The sequence below is a fragment of the Parafrankia sp. EAN1pec genome, from assembly GCF_000018005.1.
Lineage (GTDB): Bacteria > Actinomycetota > Actinomycetes > Frankiales > Frankiaceae > Parafrankia > Parafrankia soli.
In genome coordinates this window covers 4,947,104-4,967,741 of sequence record NC_009921.1, presented here as the reverse complement: position 1 = coordinate 4,967,741, position 20,638 = coordinate 4,947,104, and the positions used below count along the sequence as shown (strand labels likewise).

The 20,638-nt window shown below is 73.0% G+C and carries 18 protein-coding genes; 9 read left to right on the top strand and 9 right to left on the bottom strand.

Annotation, left to right across the window (positions count from 1 at the left end):
• Window positions 1-16: 16 nt before the first annotated feature.
• The 4 genes from FRANEAN1_RS20285 to FRANEAN1_RS20270 form a co-directional block, all read right to left on the bottom strand.
• Window positions 17-427, bottom strand: coding sequence for a VOC family protein (locus FRANEAN1_RS20285; protein WP_020461696.1), 411 nt, complete (start codon window positions 425-427; stop codon window positions 17-19).
• 10 nt (window positions 428-437) lie between these two features.
• Window positions 438-881, bottom strand: coding sequence for a helix-turn-helix transcriptional regulator (locus FRANEAN1_RS20280; RefSeq protein WP_020461695.1), 444 nt, complete (start codon window positions 879-881; stop codon window positions 438-440).
• A gap of 156 nt (window positions 882-1,037) precedes the next feature.
• On the bottom strand, window positions 1,038-1,466 hold the full coding sequence (msrB, locus tag FRANEAN1_RS20275) for a peptide-methionine (R)-S-oxide reductase MsrB (RefSeq protein WP_020461694.1): 429 nt from the start codon (window positions 1,464-1,466) through the stop codon (window positions 1,038-1,040).
• A 145-nt stretch (window positions 1,467-1,611) separates the two neighbouring features.
• Window positions 1,612-2,025: a hypothetical protein gene (locus tag FRANEAN1_RS20270; protein ID WP_049795709.1), complete on the bottom strand. Its 414-nt coding sequence runs from the start codon at window positions 2,023-2,025 to the stop codon at window positions 1,612-1,614.
• Between the two features lie 142 nt (window positions 2,026-2,167).
• Between FRANEAN1_RS20270 and FRANEAN1_RS20265 the strand changes: the two genes are divergently transcribed.
• Window positions 2,168-2,518 (top strand): RNA polymerase-binding protein RbpA, encoded by a 351-nt coding sequence (locus FRANEAN1_RS20265; protein WP_018505947.1) that lies wholly within the window; start codon window positions 2,168-2,170, stop codon window positions 2,516-2,518.
• A gap of 108 nt (window positions 2,519-2,626) precedes the next feature.
• Here the strand turns inward: FRANEAN1_RS20265 and lnt are convergent, their stop codons facing one another.
• The 3 genes from lnt to FRANEAN1_RS20250 form a co-directional block, all read right to left on the bottom strand.
• Window positions 2,627-5,242, bottom strand: a complete 2,616-nt coding sequence (gene lnt / locus FRANEAN1_RS20260) for an apolipoprotein N-acyltransferase (RefSeq protein ID WP_347176684.1) — start codon at window positions 5,240-5,242, stop codon at window positions 2,627-2,629.
• Window positions 5,243-5,665: 423 nt separating this feature from the next.
• Window positions 5,666-7,297: an amidohydrolase family protein gene (locus FRANEAN1_RS20255; RefSeq protein ID WP_041254459.1), complete on the bottom strand. Its 1,632-nt coding sequence runs from the start codon at window positions 7,295-7,297 to the stop codon at window positions 5,666-5,668.
• 97 nt (window positions 7,298-7,394) lie between these two features.
• On the bottom strand, window positions 7,395-7,838 hold the full coding sequence (locus tag FRANEAN1_RS20250; RefSeq protein ID WP_020461690.1) for an Lrp/AsnC family transcriptional regulator: 444 nt from the start codon (window positions 7,836-7,838) through the stop codon (window positions 7,395-7,397).
• Between the two features lie 332 nt (window positions 7,839-8,170).
• Between FRANEAN1_RS20250 and FRANEAN1_RS20245 the strand changes: the two genes are divergently transcribed.
• The 8 genes from FRANEAN1_RS20245 (at window position 8,171) to FRANEAN1_RS20210 (ending at window position 17,947) form a co-directional block, all read left to right on the top strand.
• Window positions 8,171-9,127, top strand: coding sequence for a 5'-3' exonuclease (locus FRANEAN1_RS20245; RefSeq protein WP_020461689.1), 957 nt, complete (start codon window positions 8,171-8,173; stop codon window positions 9,125-9,127).
• A 255-nt stretch (window positions 9,128-9,382) separates the two neighbouring features.
• Complete coding sequence (locus FRANEAN1_RS20240; protein WP_020461688.1) at window positions 9,383-11,746, top strand: HAD-IB family hydrolase; 2,364 nt, start codon at window positions 9,383-9,385, stop codon at window positions 11,744-11,746.
• On the top strand, window positions 11,743-13,005 hold the full coding sequence (locus tag FRANEAN1_RS20235; protein WP_020461687.1) for an alcohol dehydrogenase catalytic domain-containing protein: 1,263 nt from the start codon (window positions 11,743-11,745) through the stop codon (window positions 13,003-13,005). The genes FRANEAN1_RS20240 and FRANEAN1_RS20235 overlap by 4 nt, the downstream gene beginning before the upstream one ends.
• Before the next feature lie 166 nt (window positions 13,006-13,171).
• On the top strand, window positions 13,172-14,752 hold the full coding sequence (locus tag FRANEAN1_RS20230; RefSeq protein ID WP_041254454.1) for a lactate racemase domain-containing protein: 1,581 nt from the start codon (window positions 13,172-13,174) through the stop codon (window positions 14,750-14,752).
• Entirely contained in the window at window positions 14,749-15,780 is a 1,032-nt protein-coding gene (locus tag FRANEAN1_RS20225; protein WP_020461685.1) for a lysophospholipid acyltransferase family protein, read from the top strand. The genes FRANEAN1_RS20230 and FRANEAN1_RS20225 overlap by 4 nt, the downstream gene beginning before the upstream one ends.
• A gap of 180 nt (window positions 15,781-15,960) precedes the next feature.
• Window positions 15,961-16,407: a hypothetical protein gene (locus FRANEAN1_RS43765; RefSeq protein ID WP_347176683.1), complete on the top strand. Its 447-nt coding sequence runs from the start codon at window positions 15,961-15,963 to the stop codon at window positions 16,405-16,407.
• A gap of 483 nt (window positions 16,408-16,890) precedes the next feature.
• The gene (locus FRANEAN1_RS20215) at window positions 16,891-17,622 is read left to right on the top strand and encodes an alpha/beta hydrolase (protein WP_020461683.1); all 732 of its coding nucleotides are present in this window, start codon (window positions 16,891-16,893) and stop codon (window positions 17,620-17,622) included.
• A gap of 109 nt (window positions 17,623-17,731) precedes the next feature.
• Entirely contained in the window at window positions 17,732-17,947 is a 216-nt protein-coding gene (locus FRANEAN1_RS20210) for a hypothetical protein (RefSeq protein ID WP_041254452.1), read from the top strand.
• A 58-nt stretch (window positions 17,948-18,005) separates the two neighbouring features.
• Here the strand turns inward: FRANEAN1_RS20210 and FRANEAN1_RS20205 are convergent, their stop codons facing one another.
• Window positions 18,006-18,965, bottom strand: coding sequence for a hypothetical protein (locus tag FRANEAN1_RS20205; RefSeq protein WP_020461682.1), 960 nt, complete (start codon window positions 18,963-18,965; stop codon window positions 18,006-18,008).
• Window positions 18,966-19,543: 578 nt separating this feature from the next.
• Complete coding sequence (locus FRANEAN1_RS20200; RefSeq protein WP_347177242.1) at window positions 19,544-20,536, bottom strand: sirohydrochlorin chelatase; 993 nt, start codon at window positions 20,534-20,536, stop codon at window positions 19,544-19,546.
• Window positions 20,537-20,638 lie beyond the last annotated feature (102 nt).

Below are 20,638 nucleotides of genomic sequence, written 5' to 3'. Positions count from 1 at the left end.
GGGTTCGCCGGCTGGTTCAGCGGTGTTCGTTGATCCGGACGAGGTTGCCGGCGGGGTCGCGGAAGGCGCAGTCGCGGACGCCGTAGGGCTGTTCGGTGGGTTCCTGGACGACTTCGGCGCCGCTGGCCTGGATCTTGGTGAAGGTGTCGTCGAGGTCGGCGGTGGCGAGGATGACGTGGGCGTAGTTGCCCTTGGCCATCATCTCGGTGATGGTGCGGTGCTCGTCGTCGGTGATGCCGGGGTAGGCGGCGGGTGGTTCGAGGACGATGCAGGTGCCGGGCTGGTTGGGGGGTCCGACGGTGATCCAGCGCATGCCGTTGTAGCCGACGTCGTTGCGGACTTCGAAGCCGAGGGTGTCGCGGTAGAAGGCCAGGGAGGCGTCGGGGTCGTCGTGTGGGAGGAAGCTGGTGTGGATGGTGATGTCCATGGCGGTCACGCTAGGTGCGGCTGGGTGAGCGCGCTTCTCGATTCCTGACCGGTCTGGTGATCTGTTTGGCGATGCAGGAGGGCATGCCGGCGGTGGCCGCGGCGGCGTGGTGGCGGTAGGCGCTGGGGGGCATGCCGACGAGTTCGGTGAAGCGGCTGCTGAAGGTGCCCAGGGAGGAGCAGCCGACGGCGAAGCAGACTTCGGTGACGGTGAGGTCGCCGCGGCGTAGCAGGGCCATCGCGCGTTCGATGCGCCGGGTCATCAGGTAGGCGTAGGGCGATTCGCCGTAGGCGAGGCGGAACTCGCGGCTGAGGTGTCCGGCGGACATGTGTGCGCCGCGGGCGAGCGCCTCGACGTCGAGGGGTTGGGCGTACTCGCGGTCGATGCGGTCGCGGACGCGGCGGAGGCGGGCGAGGTCTCGGAGGCGCTGTGTCGCGGCGGGACTGCTGCTCACCTGCGGGATGGTGCCATGTCGGGGTGGGGGTGCCAGTGCCAGGCCCGGTGTGGTTCGTGGTTCGTGTGGGGTTGCGGGCTGCCGGGGTGGTGTCCGGCAGCCGGTGCGGGATGGGGTGTGGCCGGCCTGGTCGGGTTGGTCAGCTGGCGTGGTGTTTCAGCTGGCGTCGGTGTTGTCGAGGTCGAGGGCGAGGCTGTTCATGCAGTACCGCTGGCCGGTGGGGGCGGGGCCGTCGTCGAAGACGTGGCCGAGGTGGGAGTCGCAGCGGGCGCAGCGGACCTCGGTGCGGGTCATGCCGTGGCTGCGGTCGGTGATGAGGGTGACGGCGTCGGCGGTGACGGGCTGGTAGAAGCTGGGCCATCCGGAGCCGGAGTCGTATTTGGTGTCGGAGGTGAACAGGGGGGCGCCGCAGGCGCCGCAGCGGTAGGTGCCGCTGGTTTTGTCGTAGGTGTAGGTGCCGCTGAAGGGGGCTTCGGTGGCGGCCTGGCGGAGGATGGCGTAGCGCTGGGGGTCGAGGAGCTGGCGCCATTCGGTGTCGCTGCGGACGACCTTCTCGTCGGCGTCGGTGGTCGGCTGGTCGGTCATGGGATGTCCTTCCTGGCGCGGGGTGGCGCGGGGTGGCGCGGGGTGGCCGGTGGGTGGGTGGGTGTGGTGTTGCGCGCGGGCGGGGTGTTCCTGTCTGTGTGGTGGTCCCGTGGTGGTCAACGCGGCGGGCGGCCGGTTTGTTCTGTCATACGACTGGTGCCGCGGTGCCAGTTCGGGTGTTTGTGGGGTGGTGGCGGGTGAGGGTGGCGGCGGCGAGGGTGACTCCCCCCGCGGCGGCGGCGGCCATGGCGGTGCCGGCGGCGGGTGGGAGCTGGCGGCGGGTGGTGGCGTGGGTGAAGACGGCGGCGTCGGCGGCGTCGGCGAGCAGGCCGGCGAACAGCCATCCGCGGGTGGGTGCGCTGGTGAGCTGGGCGTGGAGGAGTCCGGCGCCCAGGGCGAGGTCGCGGATGCCGGCGAGGCGGGCGAGCCAGGCGATCTTCTCGGCGGTGACGCGGTCGACGCCGGTGGCGCGGATGATTCGGACGGGCCTGGCCAAGGCGGTGAGCCCGACGGTGGTGCGGGCGAGGCCGTTCAGCAGGATCGGAGCCCGGTTCGTCACGCGCCGTGTATCCTTTGCAGTCGATGGAGCACACAGTGTGATCACGATCTCGTTACCTGGCCTTCCGGGGTGGGAACGACTTCGCTTGTCCGTACGTTGGACTCGGTTGAGGTCCACACGCCACGACGCTCTGAGGAGTCATATGGGCGAGCGCATTCTGCGGGGCAGCCGTCTCGGTGCAGTGTCCTACGAGACTGACCGCAGCACGGAGCTTGCCCCGCGGCAGACAGCGTCGTACGACTGCCCGAACGGTCACCAGTTCACCATGCCCTTCGCGGCCGAGGCCGAGGTGCCTTCGGTGTGGGAGTGTCGCGTGTGTGGGGCGGCGTCGGTGATCGTGGACGGTGAGCGACCGGAGCCGAAGAAGAGCAAGCCGCCGCGTACGCACTGGGACATGTTGATGGAGCGTCGGACGACCGACGATCTGGAGGAGGTGCTGGCCGAGAGGCTGGCGGTGCTGCGGGGCACGGGTGCGGACAGGCGGTCCGCCTGAGGGTGTGAACGGTCCCGGGTCTGCCGGTTCGCGGTGCCGGTGAGGCGCGGGTAGGTCGGAAACGTCGATGTGGGGTGGCAGCGCATGCTGCCACCCCACATCGACGTTTCAGGGCCGGCCGGCGTCGACGGTGTCGGGTCCGGTGGCGGTCGGGGTGGTGAGGCTGTCCGCGGTGGGGTCGGTGGGCCGGGCGGGGGCGGGGATCGCCGCGTCCGCGCCAGTGTGCTGGCTGGTGCTGGCGGGGCCGCGGCGCAGGGAGGTCAGGGCCCACCAGCCGACGCGCCAGAATCCTTCGGCGACGATCGCGCGGCTCATCTTCGACGCGCCGCGTTCGCGTTCGACGAAGTCGATGGGGACTTCGACGACGCGGAACCCGGCCTGCCAGGAGCGCCAGGCGAGGTCGACCTGGAAGCAGTAGCCCTGGGAGGCGACCTGGTCGAGGTCGCGGGCGCGCAGGACGTCGGCGCGGTAGGCGCGGAACCCGGCGGTGGCGTCGTGGAGGGGCACCCCGAGGGCGGCGCGGACGTAGGCGTTGGCGCCGCGGGAGAGGACGAGCCGGCTGCGGGGCCAGTTGTGGACGGTGCCGCCGGGGACCCAGCGGGAGCCGATGGCCAGGTCGGCGTCGGTGAGGGCGTCGAGTAGGCGGGGTAGCTGTTCGGGCTGGTGGGAGCCGTCGGCGTCCATTTCGACGATGATGTCGTAGCCGTGTTGCAGGGCCCAGGTGAAGCCGGCGATGTAGGCGGAGCCGAGGCCGGATTTGCCGGGCCGGTGCAGGACGTGGATGTGGTCGTCGTCGTCGGCGAGTTCGTCGGCGATTTTCCCGGTGCCGTCGGGGCTTGCGTCGTCGATGACGAGCAGGTGGACCGCGGGGTTCGCCTGGCGTAGCCGGCGCGTGGTGTCCGGCAGGTTCTCCCGTTCGTTGTAGGTCGGGACGCAGACGACGACGCGGGTGGCTTCCACGCCTCTCCTCTTCTGGTCGGTGCCGGCGGCGGGTTGGTGCGTCTCCCCCAGGTGCTGGTGGTCGTCGCCGGTCCGGTCGGTGGATGTCGGGGTGGGTTGGTGGGTGGTGCGTCGGGGGTGGGTCAGTCCAGCAATCATGGCGAGTGCGCCGAGGGTGGTGAGCACCGCCTCCGGGACGATACCGAGGCGGGTGGCGAGGGTGTGGGTGGTGCGTAGTGGGAGTTGTGCGGACAGTACGCCGGCTTCGTAGAGCCCGGTCTGGGTGAGGATGGTGCCGTCGGGGGTGATGAGGGCGCTCTGGCCGCTGGTGGAGACCTGGATGGTGGCGCGGCCGTGTTCGATGGCGCGCAGGCGGCTCATGGCGAGTTGTTGTTGGCTTTCGCCTTTGCGGCCGAAGGAGGCGTTGTTGGTTTGGATGACGAGGAGTTCGGCGCCGCGGTTGACGTTGTCGCGGACGAGGCCGTCGTAGGCGACTTCGAAGCAGATGACGTCGCCGATGACGGTGCCGGCGACGGGTAGGGCGCCGGTGGCGGTGCCGGCGAGGAAGTCGTTGGGCATCTCGTCGGCGAAGCGGCTGATGAGTTTTTCGAGCAGGGCGCGGCCGGGGAGGTATTCGGCGAAGGGGACGGGGTGGCGTTTGACGTACATGGCGCCGGTGGGGCCGTCGGTGGTCCAGATGAGGCCGGCGTTGCGGACGTGGCGGGGGCCGGGGCCGTCGAGGACGGCGCCGACGAGCAGTGGTGCGCCGGCGACGGTGGCGGCGTGGGTGAGGGCGGCGTGGGCGGTGGGGTTGGTGAGGGGGTCGATGTCGGAGGAGTTCTCCGGCCACAGGACGAGGTCGGGTTGGGGGGTGCGGCCGGCGCGGACGGCGGCGGCGAGGTTCTCGGTGCCGGTGACGTGGTTGTCGGTGACCTGGAAGGCCTCGCCGAGGGCGCCCAGGCCGCCGGCTTCGGGGACGTTGCCCTGGACGGCGGCGACGTTGAGGGTGCCGTGCTGGGCGGTGGTGGGCAGGGGAACGGCGAGGCCGGTGAGGGTGAGCGCGAGAGCGCCGGTGAGAGTGGCCAGTAGTGGCCGGATGTGGGTCGCCGCGCCGCCTGCCGCGCCGTGGCCGGCGGCATCTGTACCCGTGGCGCGGGCGGCGGTGGTCGTGGTGGCGTGGGTGACGGCTGTGGCGAGCAGCGCGGCGGTGGTGGCGACGGCGAAGGTGACCAGAGGCGCGCCGCCGAGCGCTGCGAGGGCGGTGTAGGGGCTGTTCGGCTGGCTGAACGCGATCCGCCCCCAGGGGAAGCCCCCGAAGGGCGCACGGCCCCGTAGCGCCTCCTGGGCGACCCAGATGGCGCCCGTCCACAGCCACGGTGCGGGTAGCCGCTGAACGAGGGTGGTGGCGGGTGCTACGAGGGCGAGTAGGGCGGCCTCGGCGGCGGACAGCACGATCCAGCCGTCGGCGCCGACGAAGGAGACGAAGCGCAGCAGGGGTAGCAGGAACGCGAGGGAGAACAGCATTCCCAGCCCGTAGGAGGCGCGTAGCCGCCGCCCGCGGACGGTCAGGGTGAGAACGGCCAGGGCGACCGGTGCCAGCGGCCACAGGCCGACCGGGGGGAAGGCGAGGTAGAGCAGGACGCCGGCGAGGACGGCCAGGGCGGGCCGGGTGAGGCGGCGCGGTAGGGCGCGGCCGGTGGGGTGTGGGGGTGTGGGGGGTGCGCCCGCCGGGGCGGGGCCGAGCGGGCCGGGCTCGAGGGCGGGTGTGGCGGGCGCGTCGGTCACCGGTCCAGTGTCGGTTACGGGGGCGGTGTCGACCACGCCGGGCCGGGTGGCTGTGGATGGCCGGGTGGCTGTGGATGGTGGTGGCGGGGGTGTGAGCTGGGCGGGTGGGGTGTCGGGTGCGGCGGGTCACCCCACACCCCCGGAGTGGGACCACATCCCAGAGTGGGACCACATTGGGACTACCGGGGGTTTTCGGGTGCGGTCCGGTGCGCTTCCCAGTCTGTGTGGGGTGTGGTCGAATCGCGCGGTGCTCGGCCCTGGGCACCCGACCGATCCAGCGGGGCCGGTGGGGTTCCGGACCGTCCGTTAGACAACGGTGTCGTGGCGGGTAGCGCGGCGGCTCCGGTTCGAAGGACGGTCCGGATCCCGACCGGCCACACCGTGCTGCGGTGACCCGACCCGCGGCTGGTCCAGCCGGCGGGCTCAGAGCAGGTCGTGCAGGGTCTGTCCGCGCAGCACGGTGCGCAGGCAGCGTGGCGCGCTGCCGGTGCGGTCAAGCTGGTCAAGGAGAACATCCAGCGGCCCGGCGGGCTGGGCGGCTGGCGGCCTGGCCGGCCGCGGCGGGTGGGGGGTCTCCCAGATCGCGAAGGTCGCGGGCGCGCCGACGGTGATCCGTCCAGCACCGTCACCGCCGGCGCGGGCGGCCAGCCAGCCGCCGCGGGTGGCGGCGGTGAACGCCGCGGCACCGCTGATCCGCGCGGACGGGGTGTGATGGGTGGCCGCGGCGCGTACCGCTCCCCACGGGTCGAGGGGGGTGACGGGACTGTCGGAGGACAGGGCGAGTACGACCCCGGCGCGGTGCAGCGCGGCGAACGGGTTCATCGCGCTGGCACGGTCGGCGCCGAGCCGGCGGGTGTACAGGCCGTCGGGGCCGCCGTAGCGGGCGTCGAACGCGGGCTGCACGGAGGCGACGAGCCCCAGGCGCGCCATGGCGATGATCTGTTCGGGGTGCAGCAGCTCGGCGTGTTCGACCCGGTGGGTGCCGGCGCTGATCGTGGCGGTGCCGACGCGGGCGGTGGCGGCGCGCACCCCGTCGAGCACGGTGTCGAGGGCGGCGTCGCCGATGGCGTGGAAGCCGGTCTGCAGGCCGGCGGCGACCGCGTCGAGGACGGTGTCGCGGACGTCGTCGGCGTCGCGGTGCAGCTGCCCGCGGTGGGTGGGCTGGTCGGTGTAGGGGCTGCGTAGCGCGGCGGTGTGTGAGCCCAGGGAGCCGTCGACGAACAGGTCGCCGCCGTAGCCGACGGGGCCCAGGCCGGGTTCGGTGTTCAGGGCGGTGGCGACGGTGAGTTCACCGGCCCAGTAGCCGGTGATGGTGGGGCCGGGTTCGTCGCGGGCGAGGGTGAGCAGGGCGGCGAGGTCGTCGGCGGAGGAGACCTGCGGGCCGGCCATCTCGTGCAGGGCGGCGATGCCGAGGGTGGCGGCGTGGGCGCGGACGCGGCGGGCGGCGGCGCGGCGGGTGGTGGGGGGCAGGTCGTGGTAGGCGGCGGTGCGGGCGAGGTGGTGGGCGTCGTCGCGGCACAGGCCGTCGCCGAGCCAGCCGGTGGCGTGGTGGGCGCCGCTGCGGGTGGCCAGGTGCGGGGAGATGACGGCGGTGTGGCCGTCGGCGCGGGCGAGGTAGACGTCGACGGGCCCGGCGGCGCGGGCGAGTTCCCCGCTGGTGGGGGGTCGCTGTTCGGGCCAGCGGGTTTCGTCCCAGCCGGTGCCGAGCAGTGGCTGGCCGGGCCGGTGGTGGGCGGCGCGGGTGAGTTGGTCGAGGGTGTGGCGCAGGGACGGGCTGTCGGTGAGGTCGACGCCGTCGAGGGCGAGCCCGGTGGCGGTGGTGTGCAGGTGGGCGTCGACGAAGGCGGCGGTGAGGGTGGCGCCGCGCAGGTCGACGGTGTGGTCGACCGGGCCGGCTGGCAGCGGCCCGCTGGCGTCGGGCTGGTCGTCGGTGCCGATCCAGGTGATGGTGGGGCCGTCGGTGAGCAGGGCGGTGGCGTGCCGGTGGGTGGGGCTGTGGACGTGTCCGTGGTGGTAGAGGACGCGCCGGGCTGCCGGCAGGTGGTGGGGGCTCACGGTCCCTACTGTGCCGGGTGGGCGGCGCTCACCTGTGGTCCGCGGTGGGCAAGTGTGCACAGCACCGGTGGGATGGCCGGTGGGGGTGCGGGTGGGCTCACAGGTTGGGTGGGCGGTTTTCGTAGGGGGTGGAGAGCGCGACCATGGTGCGGGTCGACACGTTCGCGGCGGCGCGGATCTCCTGTAGGAGGCTTTCGAGGGCGGCGGGGTCGGCGACGCGGACCTTGAGCAGGTAGCTCTCTTCCCCCGCGACGCTGTAGCAGGCCTCGATGGCCGGCAGGTGGGTGAGCCGGTCGGGGGCGTCGTCGGGCTGGCTGGGGTCGATCTCCTTGATGGACACGAAGGCGGTGAGGGCCAGCCCGACCTGGGAGGGGTCGACGAGCGCGACGTAGGAGGTGATGACGCCGCGCTGCTCCAGGCGCCGGACCCGCTGGTGTACGGCGGACACCGACAGGCCGGTGGAGCGACCGAGGTCGGTGAAGCTCATCCGGCCGTCGCGGCACAGCAGCTGCACGATCTGACGGTCTAGGTCCTCCAGCACGATCCGGAGGTTACGCAGATCGCGGCGGTGGAGGGGGCGCGGGCGGCGATGTCTGGTCCCGGCGGGACTTTTCGGTGTGGGTGTGGGTGCGGGTGCGGGACCGGTCGACACGGACGGTGGACGGCCGCTGCCGCTACGCAGCCAGGTTGCGCGCCTGGCGTCGGGTGGGGGTGGGTGTCCGGTGCCATCCGGTGGGGTGGCGGTGGCTGTTGTCAGGGCTGGGTTGGCCGGGGTCGAGATGATCTGTCGGCAGCACATGCCAGTCTGACAACGTGACCAACTTTCACGGTGATTCTTCTGGCGTCGCGCCGCGGGTGGGGGGTGGTGGGGGTGTGGATCGGCTGCTGCTCGCGGACACCCCGTCGTTGTATTTCCGGGCTTTTCACGGGGTGCCCCGGTCGGTGCGGGCCCCCGACGGGATGGCGGTGAACGCGGTGCGGGGTCTGCTGGACGTGCTGGCCCGGCAGATCGTCGAGGTGCGGCCGCGGCGGTTGGTGTGCTGTTTCGACGCCGACTGGCGGCCGGCGTTCCGGGTGGCGCTGATCGGCTCGTACAAGGCGCATCGGGTCGCCGGCCCCACCCCCGGCCCCGCGGCCGGGGCTGGTGGGGTGGAGGAGGAGGTGCCGGACGAGTTGGAGGCGCAGCTACCGGTGATCGACGCGGTGCTCGACGCGTTCGGGATCGCCCGGGTGGAGGCGGCTGGCTTCGAGGCCGACGACGTGATCGGCACGCTGGCGACCCGGCACAGCGGCCGGCCCGGTGGCGGGCCGGTGGACATCCTGACCGGGGACCGGGATCTGTTCCAGCTGGTGTGTGACGACACCGGCGTGGTGGTGCGGTACGCGGTGGAACGGTTCGCGGTGGTCGACGAGGCGTCGATCAGCGCCCGCTACGGGATCCCTGGCCGGGCCTATGCCGATTTCGCGGTGCTGCGCGGTGATCCCAGCGACGGTCTGCCGGGGGTGGCGGGGATCGGCGCGAAGACGGCGGCGGCGCTGCTGGGCCGCTTCGGGTCGCTGCGGGCGATCCTCACCGCGTTGGACGCCGGGGGTGAGGACGGGTTCCCGGCCGGGGCGCGCCGCCGGCTGACCGCGGCCCGTGACTATGTGGACGCCGCGGTCACCGTGGTCGGGGTGGTCCGCGATGTGCCGCTGGGCCCGGTCGCCGACGTGCTGCCCGTTCGGCCGGTGGATGAGGCGGCGCTGGCGGCGCTGGCGGGCCGGTACGGGCTGGGCGGGTCGGTGGACCGGCTGACCATGGCATTGGCCACCCTCGCCGAGGGCCCCTGACCTTGTGGGACGGGCATCTCCGGGGGGCGCAGGGGGTGCCGCGTACGGTCACGGGGGCGGGTTCGGGGCGGGTCGGCGCGGGCCGGCGGCGTGGTCGGACCGGCGGTGACGGTAGGTTGCCCCTGATCTGGCAGCGTGCGTGTACACGCAGGTGACCGACGGGTTCGTTCGTGGACGGTCCGGTGTCGCCTACTGTTGCGCACCGGGCGTCCGTCGGGGACGCCGGTGGGGCTGCGGCGAGTGCGGAGGTGACCGGTGGGGCTGCGCGAGCGGCTCGCGGGCAGGCGTGTGTTCGTGACCGGGGTGACCGGGTTCGTCGGTGAGGCGCTGTTGGAGCGGCTGCTCTCGGAGTTCCCGGACACCCAGGTCGTGGCGCTCGTGCGGCCCCGGGGCAGCCATTCGGGGATGGCCCGGTTGGAGCGGATGACCCGTAAGCCGGCGTTCGCCGGGCTGCGGGAACGGTTGGGCCGTGAGGGGCTGGCGGCGCGGCTGGCGGCGCAGGTGCGGGTCATCGAGGGTGACCTGGCCAGTATGGGTGAGTTGCCCGCCGACCTGGACGTGGTGATCCACTGCGCCGGGGAGGTGTCGTTCGACCCGGCGATCGACGAGGGGTTCGCGACGAACCTGGGCGGGGTGCAGGAGCTGCTGCGCGCGGTGCGCGCTGCCGGGGCCCGCCCGCATCTGGTGCACGTGTCGACCGCCTATGTCGCCGGGTTGCGTTCGGGGCACATCGCCGAGGGCCGGCTGGCCCACGAGGTGGACTGGGCGGCGGAGCAGGCGTCGGCCGCGCGGGCCCGCCACGCCGCGGAGGACGCGTCGCGCTCGCCGGAGAACTCGGCGCGGTTCCGCGAGCAGGCGTCGGCCGAGCATGTGCGGGCCGGCGCGCAGACGGTGTCGGCGCAGGCGGAGGCGGCGCGGCGGGCGTGGGTGGCGGCGCGGTTGGTCGCCGCGGGCTCCGAACGCGCGCAGGTGCTGGGCTGGACGGACGCGTACACGTTCACCAAGGCGTTGGGTGAGCGGTATCTGGAGGACTCCCACGGCGATCTGCCGTTGACGATCGTCCGCCCGTCGATCATCGAGAGCGCGCTGGCGAAGCCGTTCCCGGGGTGGATCGAGGGGTTCAAGATGGCCGAGCCGCTGATCCTGGCGTTCGGCCGCGGGGAGCTGCCGGACTTCCCTGCGTCCCCGGATGCCGTCGTCGACATCATCCCGGTGGATCTGGTCGTCAACGCGCTGCTGGCGGCGGCGGCGAGCCCCCCGCCGCCGGAGCGCCCGGCCTATTACACGGTGTGTTCGGGGTTCCGGAACCCGCTGCTGTTCCGTGACCTCTACGACTATGTGCGGGGCTATTTCCTGGCCGATCCGCTGCCGCGGCGCGGCCGCGGGCATATCGGGGTTCCTGAGTGGCCGTTCGCCGGGGCGGTGGCGGTGGAGGCGAAGCTGCGCCGCGGGGAGAAGGCGGTGGAGTGGGCGAACCGGGTGTTGGCGCACGCGCCGCGTTCGGAGCGGGTTCGCCGGCTGGCCGTCGACTTGGAACGTACCGAGGGGCGGGTGGCGTTCCTACGCCGCTACTCCGATGTGTACCGGGCGTACACGAAGGCCGAGCTGGTCTACGTCGACGACGCCACCGCGGCGCTGCACGCGGCGATGGACCCGGCCGACCAGGTCGACTTCGGGTTCGACCCGGCGTGTTTCGACTGGCGGCACTACCTGCAGGACGTGCACTGCCCGGCGGTGACGCAGGTGCTGCGCCGGCCGCGCGACGCCGCCCCGGCGCGGCGGATGGCCCGCAACCTCACCGCCGGCGAGGGGGTGCTGGCCGTGTTCGACCTGGACGGGACGCTGGTGTCCTCGACGGTGGTCGAGTCGTATCTGTGGCTGCGGCTGGCCGACGGCGACGTCGGGGAACGGGCCCGGGAGCTGGTGTCGCTGGCGCGGGCACTGCCGGGGTATCTGCGTGCCGAGCGCCGCGACCGGGGGCATCTGATTCGCTCGGTGTACGGCCGGTACGCCGGCGCCGACCCGGTGGAGCTGGCCCGGGTCGTCGACGAGGTCGCGGCGGATGTGGTGTTGCGGCGGGTGAAACCGGCGGCGGTGCGCCGTGTGCGGGAGCATCGCGCGGCCGGGCATCGCACCGTGCTGTTGACCGGGGCGGTCGATGTGCTGACCCGTCCGCTGGCGCCGTTGTTCGACGAGATCGTCGCGACCGGCCTGGAAGTCGGCGCGGATGGCCGGTACACGGGACGGTTGTTGTCGTCGCCGCTGGTCGGGGATGCTCGGGCGGCGTTCGTGGATCATTACGCGCGGCGCCGGGGGGCGGACCTGTCCGCGTCGTGGGCGTACGCGGACAGCCTGTCGGATCTGCCGATGCTGCGCACGGTGGGCAATCCGGTGGCGGTGAACCCGGATGTGGCGTTGCACAAGGTGGCGCGGGGGGCGGGCTGGCCGATCGAGGAGTGGCCGTCGACGCCGGGTGAGCCGCGGCTGATGGTCGCCAGCCGCGCTGAGCGGGGCCTGTTCGCCGCGGCGGCCCGCGCCCGGGTTGCCGCGGGCGGCCTGTCAGGGTCGGGGTCGGGTGGGAGTGGTGTTGTGCGGGTGGAAGTGGGTGAGGGCCGGTGACACGCGGTCTGGAGCTGTACCGGTCGCTGCCGCGGTACGCGGCGGCGCGGGTGGTGTCGGGCCGGTTCCCGCGGCTGTCGGGGGCGGCGGCGACGACCGCGGCGCCGCTGCGGCTGGTCGACCGGGGGGATCCGGGTCTGCCGGGGCCGGGGTGGGTGACGGTGCGGCCACGGCTGGCGGGGATCTGCGGGTCGGATCTGGCGACGGTGACGGGGCAGAGCTCGTTCTACTTCTCCCCGCTGGTGTCGATGCCGTTCACCCCCGGCCATGAGATCGTCGGTGACCTGCAGGAGGCGGTGACGCTCGCCGACGGGCGCCGGTTGGACGCCGGTGCCCGGGTGGTGATCGACCCGGTGCTGGGCTGCGCGGCCCGCGGGTTGGAGCTGTGCGTGGGCTGCGCGGCGGGCCGGACGTCACGCTGCGACCGGATCACGGTGGGGCATCTGGCGCCGGGGTTGCAGACCGGGTTCTGCGCGGACACCGGTGGCGGGTGGAGCCGGGCGCTGGTCGCCCATCACAGCCAGCTGCATCCGGTGCCCGACACGCTGCCCGACTCTCGGGCGGTGCTGGTCGAGCCGTTGGCGACCGCCGTGCACACCGCGGGCCGCTGCGGGGTGCGTTCCGGGGACCGGGTGCTGATCATCGGGTCGGGGGCGGTGGGCCTGCTGACGCTGCTGGCCATCCGCGCCTATACGAAGGCCGAGCATGTGACGATGGTCGCCAAGCATCGGCGGCAGGTGGAGCTGGCGCGTCGTTTCGGCGCGGACGAGGTGCTCGCCCCCGACGACGCGGTCGGCGGGGTGCGCCGCGCGAACCGGGCGTTGCGGCTGACCCCGCAGCTGGGTGGGGAGTATCTGCTCGGCGGGGTGGATGTGGCGATCGACTGTGCGGGCAGCGCGTCGTCGCTGTCGACGGCGCTGCGGGTGACCCGGGCCGGTGGCCGGGTGGTGCTCTCCGGGGTGCCGGCGGGGTCGGTGGATCTGACCCCGCTGTGGTTCCGGGAGCTGGAGCTGGTGGGGACGTACGCGTCGTCCGGTGGCGCCCGGCCCGGCCGGGCCGGTACCGAACCGGCGGGACCAGCGGAGCCGGTGGAGTCGGATTTCGGGCGGGCGTTGGCGCTGGCCGCCACGGCCCCGCTCGACGGGGTGGTGTCGGCGGTGTATCCGCTCACCCGGTGGCGGGAGGCGTTGGACCATGCGTTGTCCGCGGGGCGTCTCGGCGCCGTGAAGATCGTTTTTGATCCGGCGGCGTCGGCGTGAGCGCGACGCGCGCCGCGCCGGTGCGGTCCGGTGGGCGTGGGGGCGCCGGTGGGAGTGGCACGGTCGGGGTATACGGGATTGTCTCCCCGCGCGGCGGTCCTCGCCGCGGGGCGGGCGGGCGCGGGGGCGCCGGGGCCGGCCGGGGCGGCACACGGACGAGGGGAACGTGCAGGTGAGACCGGGGTTCGTGCTCGAGGTCGACGAGCGCACACCTCCGCTGCTGGTGCACCAGGGTGAGGGGCTGACGCTTGAGCGGTTCCCGCTGGGTACCCGGGTGGTGTATCCGCCGGAGTCGCTTCCGGGAGTGGCGGACGTGGACGCGGCGATCGCCGCGGCGTTGGAGCATCCGTTCAACTGTGAGCCGTTGCGGGTGCTGCTGCGGCCGGGGATGCGGTTGACGATCGCGTTCGACGATCTGTCGATCCCGTTGCCGCGGATGCGCCGTCCGGATGTGCGGCAGCGGATCATCGAACAGGTGCTGACGCTGGCGGCGGCGGCGGGTGTGGACGACGTGCAGCTGATCGCGGCGAACGCGTTGCACCGGCGGATGACGGCGGCGGAGATCGAGCACATCGTCGGGGAGCGGGTGTTCCGGTCGTTCTGGCCGGACAACCTGTACAACCACGACGCCGAGGACCGCGACAATCTGCTGCACATCGGGGTGACCGACCACGGTGAGGACGTGGAGATCAACCGGCGGGCGGCGGAAAGTGACCTGCTGGTCTATGTGAACGTGAACCTGGTCGCGATGGACGGCGGGCACAAGTCGGTGCCGATCGGGTTGGCGTCGTACAACAGCCTGCGCCACCATCACAACAGTCACACGATGCTGCGGTCGCGGTCGTTCATGGATCACACCCGGTCGGAGATGCATTCGTCGGCGTGGCGGATGGGCCGGCTCCTCGCCGACCATCTGAAGATCTTCCACGTGGAGACGACGTTGAACAACGCCTGTTTCCCCGACCGGTACAGCTTCCTGACCCGCCGCGAGTGGGAGTGGTCGGTCAAGGACCAGGCGATGGCCTACGGGATGAGTCGGGGGCTGGCGGCGATGCCGACCCGGCCACGGCGGAAGATCTTTCATGATCTGCTCGCCGACTACCAGGTGACCGGGGTGTTCGCCGGGGAGACCGAAGCCACCCACGACCAGACGATCGCCAGCGTGCACCGCCAGCAGCTCGTCGAGGTCGACGGGCAGTCCGACGTGCTGGTGGTGGGCCTGCCGTATGTGGGCCCGTACAACGTGAACTCGGTGATGAACCCGATCCTGGCGACATGCATGGGTCTGGGGTATTTCTTCAACATGTACCGGGGGCGGCCGCTGGTCCGCCACCAGGGCGCGATGATTCTTTACCATCCGGTGACCCCGGAGTTCTCCCAGCTGCACCATCCGTCCTATGTGGACTTCTTCTCCGAGGTGCTCGCCGAGTCGACGGACCCGGCGACGATCGAGGCGAAGTTCGAGAAGCAGTACGCGACCGACCCGTGGTATGTGCACCTGTACCGGACGTCGCACGCCTACCACGGCGTCCACCCGTTCTACATGTGGTATTGGGCGGCGCACGGCATGGACCATCTGGGTGATGTGGTGTGGGTCGGGGGGGATCGGGCGGCGTGCGCGCGGATGGGGTTCCGGGCGGCGTCGACGTTCGCCGACGCGTTGGAGATGGTGTCGGGCACGGTGGGCCGTGACCCGTCGATCACCTATCTGCATTCCCCGCCGCACGCGATCGCGGACGTGCGATGAGCCGGTCGGGTGCGTTCGGTGGCCCGCCGCGGCCGGGGGTGAGTGTCCGGGAGCTGGCGAACGGGTTCCGCTGGGGTGGCCGGTCGCTGGTCCCGGGCTCGGCGGAGGGGCACCGGCGGCCGGTGACGGCCCGGGAGTTCCCGACGGCGTGGGCGCGCGGCGGCGCGGCACGGGCGGCGCGCACGGTGTTCCTGGAAGCGGCGATGAACCCGCTGCTGCACGCGGCGTTGACCCCGACGGTCGCCGGCGCGGAGGTGTTCGGCTCCCTCGGCAACGACCCGGTGATCATCGTGTCGAACCATTCCAGTCATCTGGATGCGCCGATGCTGCTGTGCGCGTTGCCGCGGGCGGTGCGGGAACGCACCGCGGTGACGGCGGCGGCGGACTACTTCTTCGACAGCACCTGGCGGGGCCTGTCCTCGGCGTTGGCGTTCGGGACGGTGCCGATCGAACGCCGCGGTGGGGCGCCGTCGTCGACACCGTTGGAGCTGCTGCGTGGCGGGTGGAACCTGGTGGTGTTCCCCGAGGGCACCCGTTCGGCGGACGGGTCGCGGGGCCGGTTCCGTCTGGGTGCGGGCTATCTGGCGATGACGGCCGGGGTGGCGGTGGTACCGGCGGCGTTGCGCGGTGCGTACGCGGCGATGCCCCGGGGCCGGGCGTGGCCGGTACCGGGGCGGCCGCGGGTGTCGGTGCGGTTCGGTCGTCCGCTGCGTCCCGGTGACGGTGAGGATGTGCGGGCGTTCACCGGGCGGCTGGCGGCGGAGGTGACCCGGCTCGGGGTGGAGGACACGACGAGCTGGTGGGCGTCCCTACGCTCCCCCGACGCCGCGTCGCCGGCCGCGGGGGCCGGTGCGGGCGGTGACACCGGTCCTTCCGTTTCGTCGGGGGCGTCGGCGCGGCCGGCGGCGGGAGCCGGCCCGGCCCGGCGGGCACCGGCGGGCGCGCCCGGGATGGCCCGGTGGCGGCGGATCTGGGAGGCCACCGAACCACCGGCGGCGGCCCGGCCACGCTCACCCTGGGACCACTGACCCACCCACCCCTCTCATGTGAGATCCCTCACATGAGGGTCGTTATGTGGATAACCCTGTTCATGGCCCGGTGGGTAGCGGGGGTGGGCCTGTGGATGGCCTGTGGGGGGAGGGCCGTCCCGGCCGGTGCGGTGAAGTCAAGGCGTTGCATCACCGAACGTCACACGTATCACTGAGTACATGGCTCTGCTGCACCGTTCTCGCCGCTCCGGTTCACTGCCCGCCGCCGTGCCCACCCGTCTCGCTGTCGGCCCGTCCCGCATGCCGGCTCGTCGGCCCGTCCCGGTGCCCGGCCCCCCGGCCGGTACCGGGACCCGGCCGCTGGGGCAGGACGGGACGGTGGTGCGGGGGATCGGCAGCTCGCAGCCGCCGGCCGGGGGGCGGGGCGCGGGGGCGTTGCCGCCGAGCGTGGCCCGGGTCGCGACCCGCATCCGGCTGTCCGCCGAACTGCTCGCCGCGATCCTCGAAGTCGAGGAGCGCACCTGGGCCACGCTGGATGACATGGAACGCGCCGACGCGCTCGCCGACCGGCTGCTGGCCCGCCGCCGTGACCGCCTCGCCACCGCCGGGCTTGCCGGAGTGGCTGGTCGCACGCAGGGCGGGGCGCCGGTCCGCCTGTCGGCCTGAGCGCTCGTGCAGGGTCACGGGCAGTCGCGGCGCCCCCCGGGGGTGTTGGCCGCTGTTGCGGACTGACGCTGTTCTGGACACACGTCGCCCCCTACGGCGAGGTCAAGCTCGACATGACCAGCCGCCTGGTGCTCGGCGACTGACTCGCGGATCCGGTCCGGACGGGAAAGCGTGTTCTGATCAACCGTCGCTGACGGACAGCCTCGACCCAGCGATGGTCTGCGCCAGGTCGTCGAGGGACGCCGCCCGCGCCCTCGGGCTGGCGGAGCGCGGCGAGTGGCTCCGTTGGCATCCGGCCACGGAGCCACCACAAAAACCTGTTGGCGGACCACGGCGACCACTGCTAGTTTTCCGGAGGCCGTGCGAGAGAACGAGGAGGTGGTACCCGTGAACGTATCGACATGGGTGCTTCCCTCCGGGGTCACGGTCGGGCGATAGGTCGTCCGGGAGCGCCGTCCACGAGCACTCCCGAAAGGCACGACCATGCGATTCACTTCCGAACAGCGCCTCGACGACGGTGTCCTCGAACGCGAATTCACCCTCGGCGAGATCCCCGGAATCCTGTGGACACCCGGATCCGTATCCGCGCCGGCCCCGCTGATCCTGCTCGGCCACCCCGGCGGACTGCACAAGATGTACCCCCGACTGGTCGCCCGGGCCCGGCACTCCGCGGCGGACGGCTTCGCCGCGGCCACCATCGAGCTCCCCGGAAGCGGTGACCGGCCCCGTTCCGCCGCCGCCGAGCAGGCCCGCGCCGACCTGCACCGGGCGCTGGAGGCCGGCGGGCCGGTCGACGAGGAGATCGTCGACTGGCTCGTCCTCCCGCTGGTCGAAAAAGCGGTCCCGGAATGGCAGGCCACCCTGGACGCCCTCCTTTCGCTGTCCGAGATCGGCGGCCCGGTCGGGTACTCAGGGGGAGTGATCGCCATCGGCATCCGGCTGGCGGTGGTCGAGCCGCGCATCTCGGCCGCCGTTCTGTTCGCCGGGAGTTTCGTGCCCCACACCATGTTCGAGGAGGCCCGCCAGGTCACCATTCCGCTGCATGTCCTGCTGCAGTGGGACGACGAATGGAACGACCGGCAGCTGGCCTTGGACCTGTTCGACGCCTTCGGCTCCAAGGAGAAGACGCTGCACGCCAGTCTGGGCGGGCACACCGGTGTCCCGCAGTTCGCGGGGGAAGCCGCGGCCCGGTTCTTCACCCGGCATCTGAGCTAGCCGCCGACCACCCCCGCCGTCAGGCCAGCAGCAGACGGTAGGCGGTGCCGGCCAGGACGCCGCTCATCGAGGACAGGTCCCGGCCTTCCTCGATGGCGGTGGCCAGCAGATGCACAACCGCCCCGACCGCGGCGGTACCGGCCGGCCGGTCGGGGGGCGCCCGGCCACCGGCGCCGGGCCGGGGTTGGTCCGTATAGCCCACACCAAGCACGCCGCCCGGGACGTTTCCGTTCCGGTGCGATTCCGGCGCCGGAACAGCGGGACTGTGTTCGCCGGCTCGCTCGGCCTGGAGGTCCTCGTCCTCACGGCCATGGAGGTGCTGTAGCGGGGTGACCGGCCTGGAGCCCGCGCTGGGGGCTGGCTGGCGGTGTCGCCGGCCCGTGTCAGGCGGAGGTGCCGGCCTGGCCGGGATGGGGGGCCAGCGGCCGCGGGTAGCCGGCGGTGCGCACCAGGTCGTTGACCCGGCTCGACAGCAACCGCGACGGGTGCACGTCCAGGATCTCGACGATCTCACCGAGCAGCCGGCTGGCCTCCGGCGGGTCGTCGGGTGCCAGCGCACCGGCGAGCGCGGCCAGCGCCCACCCTCGTTCGGGGGTGCCCGAACTGGTCAGGTCGACCGCGACCCGGCTCAGGCTGGCCGCGCCCTCACCGCCCATGCGGCTGACGACGTCCGCGACGACGCAGGCCTCCCGGACCTCGTCGAACGCCGGCCACCCCGGATGACGCAGCCCCTGCACACACGGCGTCTGTGACAGCCGGGCGAGCGCGGCCAGGGCGCCGTCGATGTCACCGAGCGTCGCGGCCGCACCCGCCTCCAACGCGGCCGCCCACCCGTGCAGATACGGATGGCCGGCGGCCGCGGCACGGCGGGCGGCACCCCGGGCCGCGTCATAGCGGCCACCGACGAACGCGACGAGGGAGTCCAGGGTGGCGGCGGTACCGGTCAGCAGCGGGTCGTCGAGCTGGGTGGCGAACTGGTCGGTGAGGGTGGCGAACCGCCGCGCCGACGGATCATCCCCGGCCTCGACGGCGAGCACACCCAGGTAGAACGACAGGAACCCGGCGACCCCGGTGAGCTCACGGTGCGTCGCGGGGGACAGCCGGCGTCCCAGCGCGGCCTGCACACGGCGCCAGTCGGCGATCACCGGGCGCAGCAGCGCGGTGTGCGGGGTGGTGAGCAGGGTGGTGGCGAACCGGTGCAGCCGGTCATCGAGCTCGGCCATCGTCAGCGGGTCGGGGTCGGCGTAGGCGATCTCCCGGGAGAGCATGGCGGCGGCGCGGGCGGCGGCGGGCAGGCCGAGCCGGTCGGGACGGGTGGAGTCGGGTAGCTCGACTCGGCTCATCCACGTCCTTCCCGCCCGGCCCCTGGGAGGGGCGGGCGACTGTCCCCCCGGCCGTGCCGGAGTGCCGGTGGTGCACCGTCACGACCCGCCCCCGACCCCCCGTGGGATGCGTCGGCGACGCGGGGTGTCGGGACGGTCCGTGGCGCGGCTCCGACCGCCGTGCTGGCTGCCCGCAGGGGCGGCCGCCTGGCCGGCGCTGTGCGTCACTGGTCCGGTCGGATCGGTGACGAGCGCACGCTACCGTGTTCAGGCTCACGGTGGGGGGCGGATGTGTGATGTCGCGTCGGCCTGTCACCATCGCGCCGCTGGTGCCAGGATCGGCCTGTCTGTGCGTCGATTGTTGTCCACATCCAGGTGTGGAGTACAGGTTTCGGCGGGATTGTGGCGTGTTACGGCCCTGCTCGCCGGGCCCCTTCCCCGCACAACAGCCCGCACACCCCCGCGCAACCCCCAGGTGGGGGTATGTCAGAGCAGGGTAAGGGGGATCCGCGGCCTGTCCGGTGATCGCCACACTGTGCTCGGCGTGGGCGGCACGGCTGCCATCGGTGGTGCGCAGCGCCCAGCCCGGTCGGCTGCGGTCAGTCGTCGGCGCGCAGCGTCACCGCGAGCCCCGCCCGTCCCACCGACCCACCCGCAGCGTGCGGATCACCGTGGCCGTGCGGGTCAGGGGAATGCGGATGGTGGTGGTGGCCGTGCGGCCCGTGGGAGTGCGACGGGTCGTCGGGATGGTCGTGCGGGGTCTGCGCCTGCCCGACCCGGTGCGCATACCCCGGCAGCGCGATCCGGTACAGGCAGGTGTCGCAGTTCATCCGGATGTCCCCGCCGAGCGCCTCCCGGTAGCGCTCCAACACCAGCTCGACCAGCCCGTCACCCTCCCCGCCGGCGCCGGCGCTGTCGCCGAGCAGGCCCGTGCAGGCCAGTTCCACCTCCGGGTGCCCCCCCGCCCAGCCGGCCGCCTGCTCGACGGTGCGCCGCGGCAGCACCCCGGTGAACAGGAAGTAGGGGACGACGACGATCCGCCGGCCGCCGAGCCGGTGGATCCGCTCCAGCCCGGCCGGCACCGACGGCTCGGCCAGGCTGATGAACGCCACCTCCACCCCGCCGTAGCCGCGGCCCTCCCACAGCAGCCGGGCCACCTTGAACACCTCGGCGTTGGCATCCGGGTCGGTCGAACCCCGCCCGACCAGCAGCACCGTGGTCTGCTCCCGGCGGCCCGGCGGGCAGAGGACGTCGACACGTTCAGCGAGCAGCCGCAGGATCGTCGGATGCGGGCCGAGGGGACGCCCGTAGGCGTAGCGCAGCCCCGGGTGGCGTTCGCGTTCCCGGGCCATCGACCCGGGAATGTCACCTTTGGCATGCCCGGCGGCGACGAGGGTGAGCGGAACGACCCCGAGCCGCCGGTGGCCGGCGTCGACGAGCCGGCTGACCGCGTCGGCGACCGGCGGGGCGGACAGCTCGATGAACCCGCCGTCCACCGCCAGCCCACCGGCCCGCTGGCGCACCCGGGAGACGAACCGGCGGAACTGCTCGGCGCCGGCCTCATCCCGGGTGCCATGCCCGACGATCAGCAGCGCCGGCCCGGCGGCGGAACCCGCCGGATCCGAAACGGTGGCGGTGGGGACGGTGCCGGGGTGCGGCGGGGTGGCGTTCACCTGGACGTGCCTCCTGCGGCG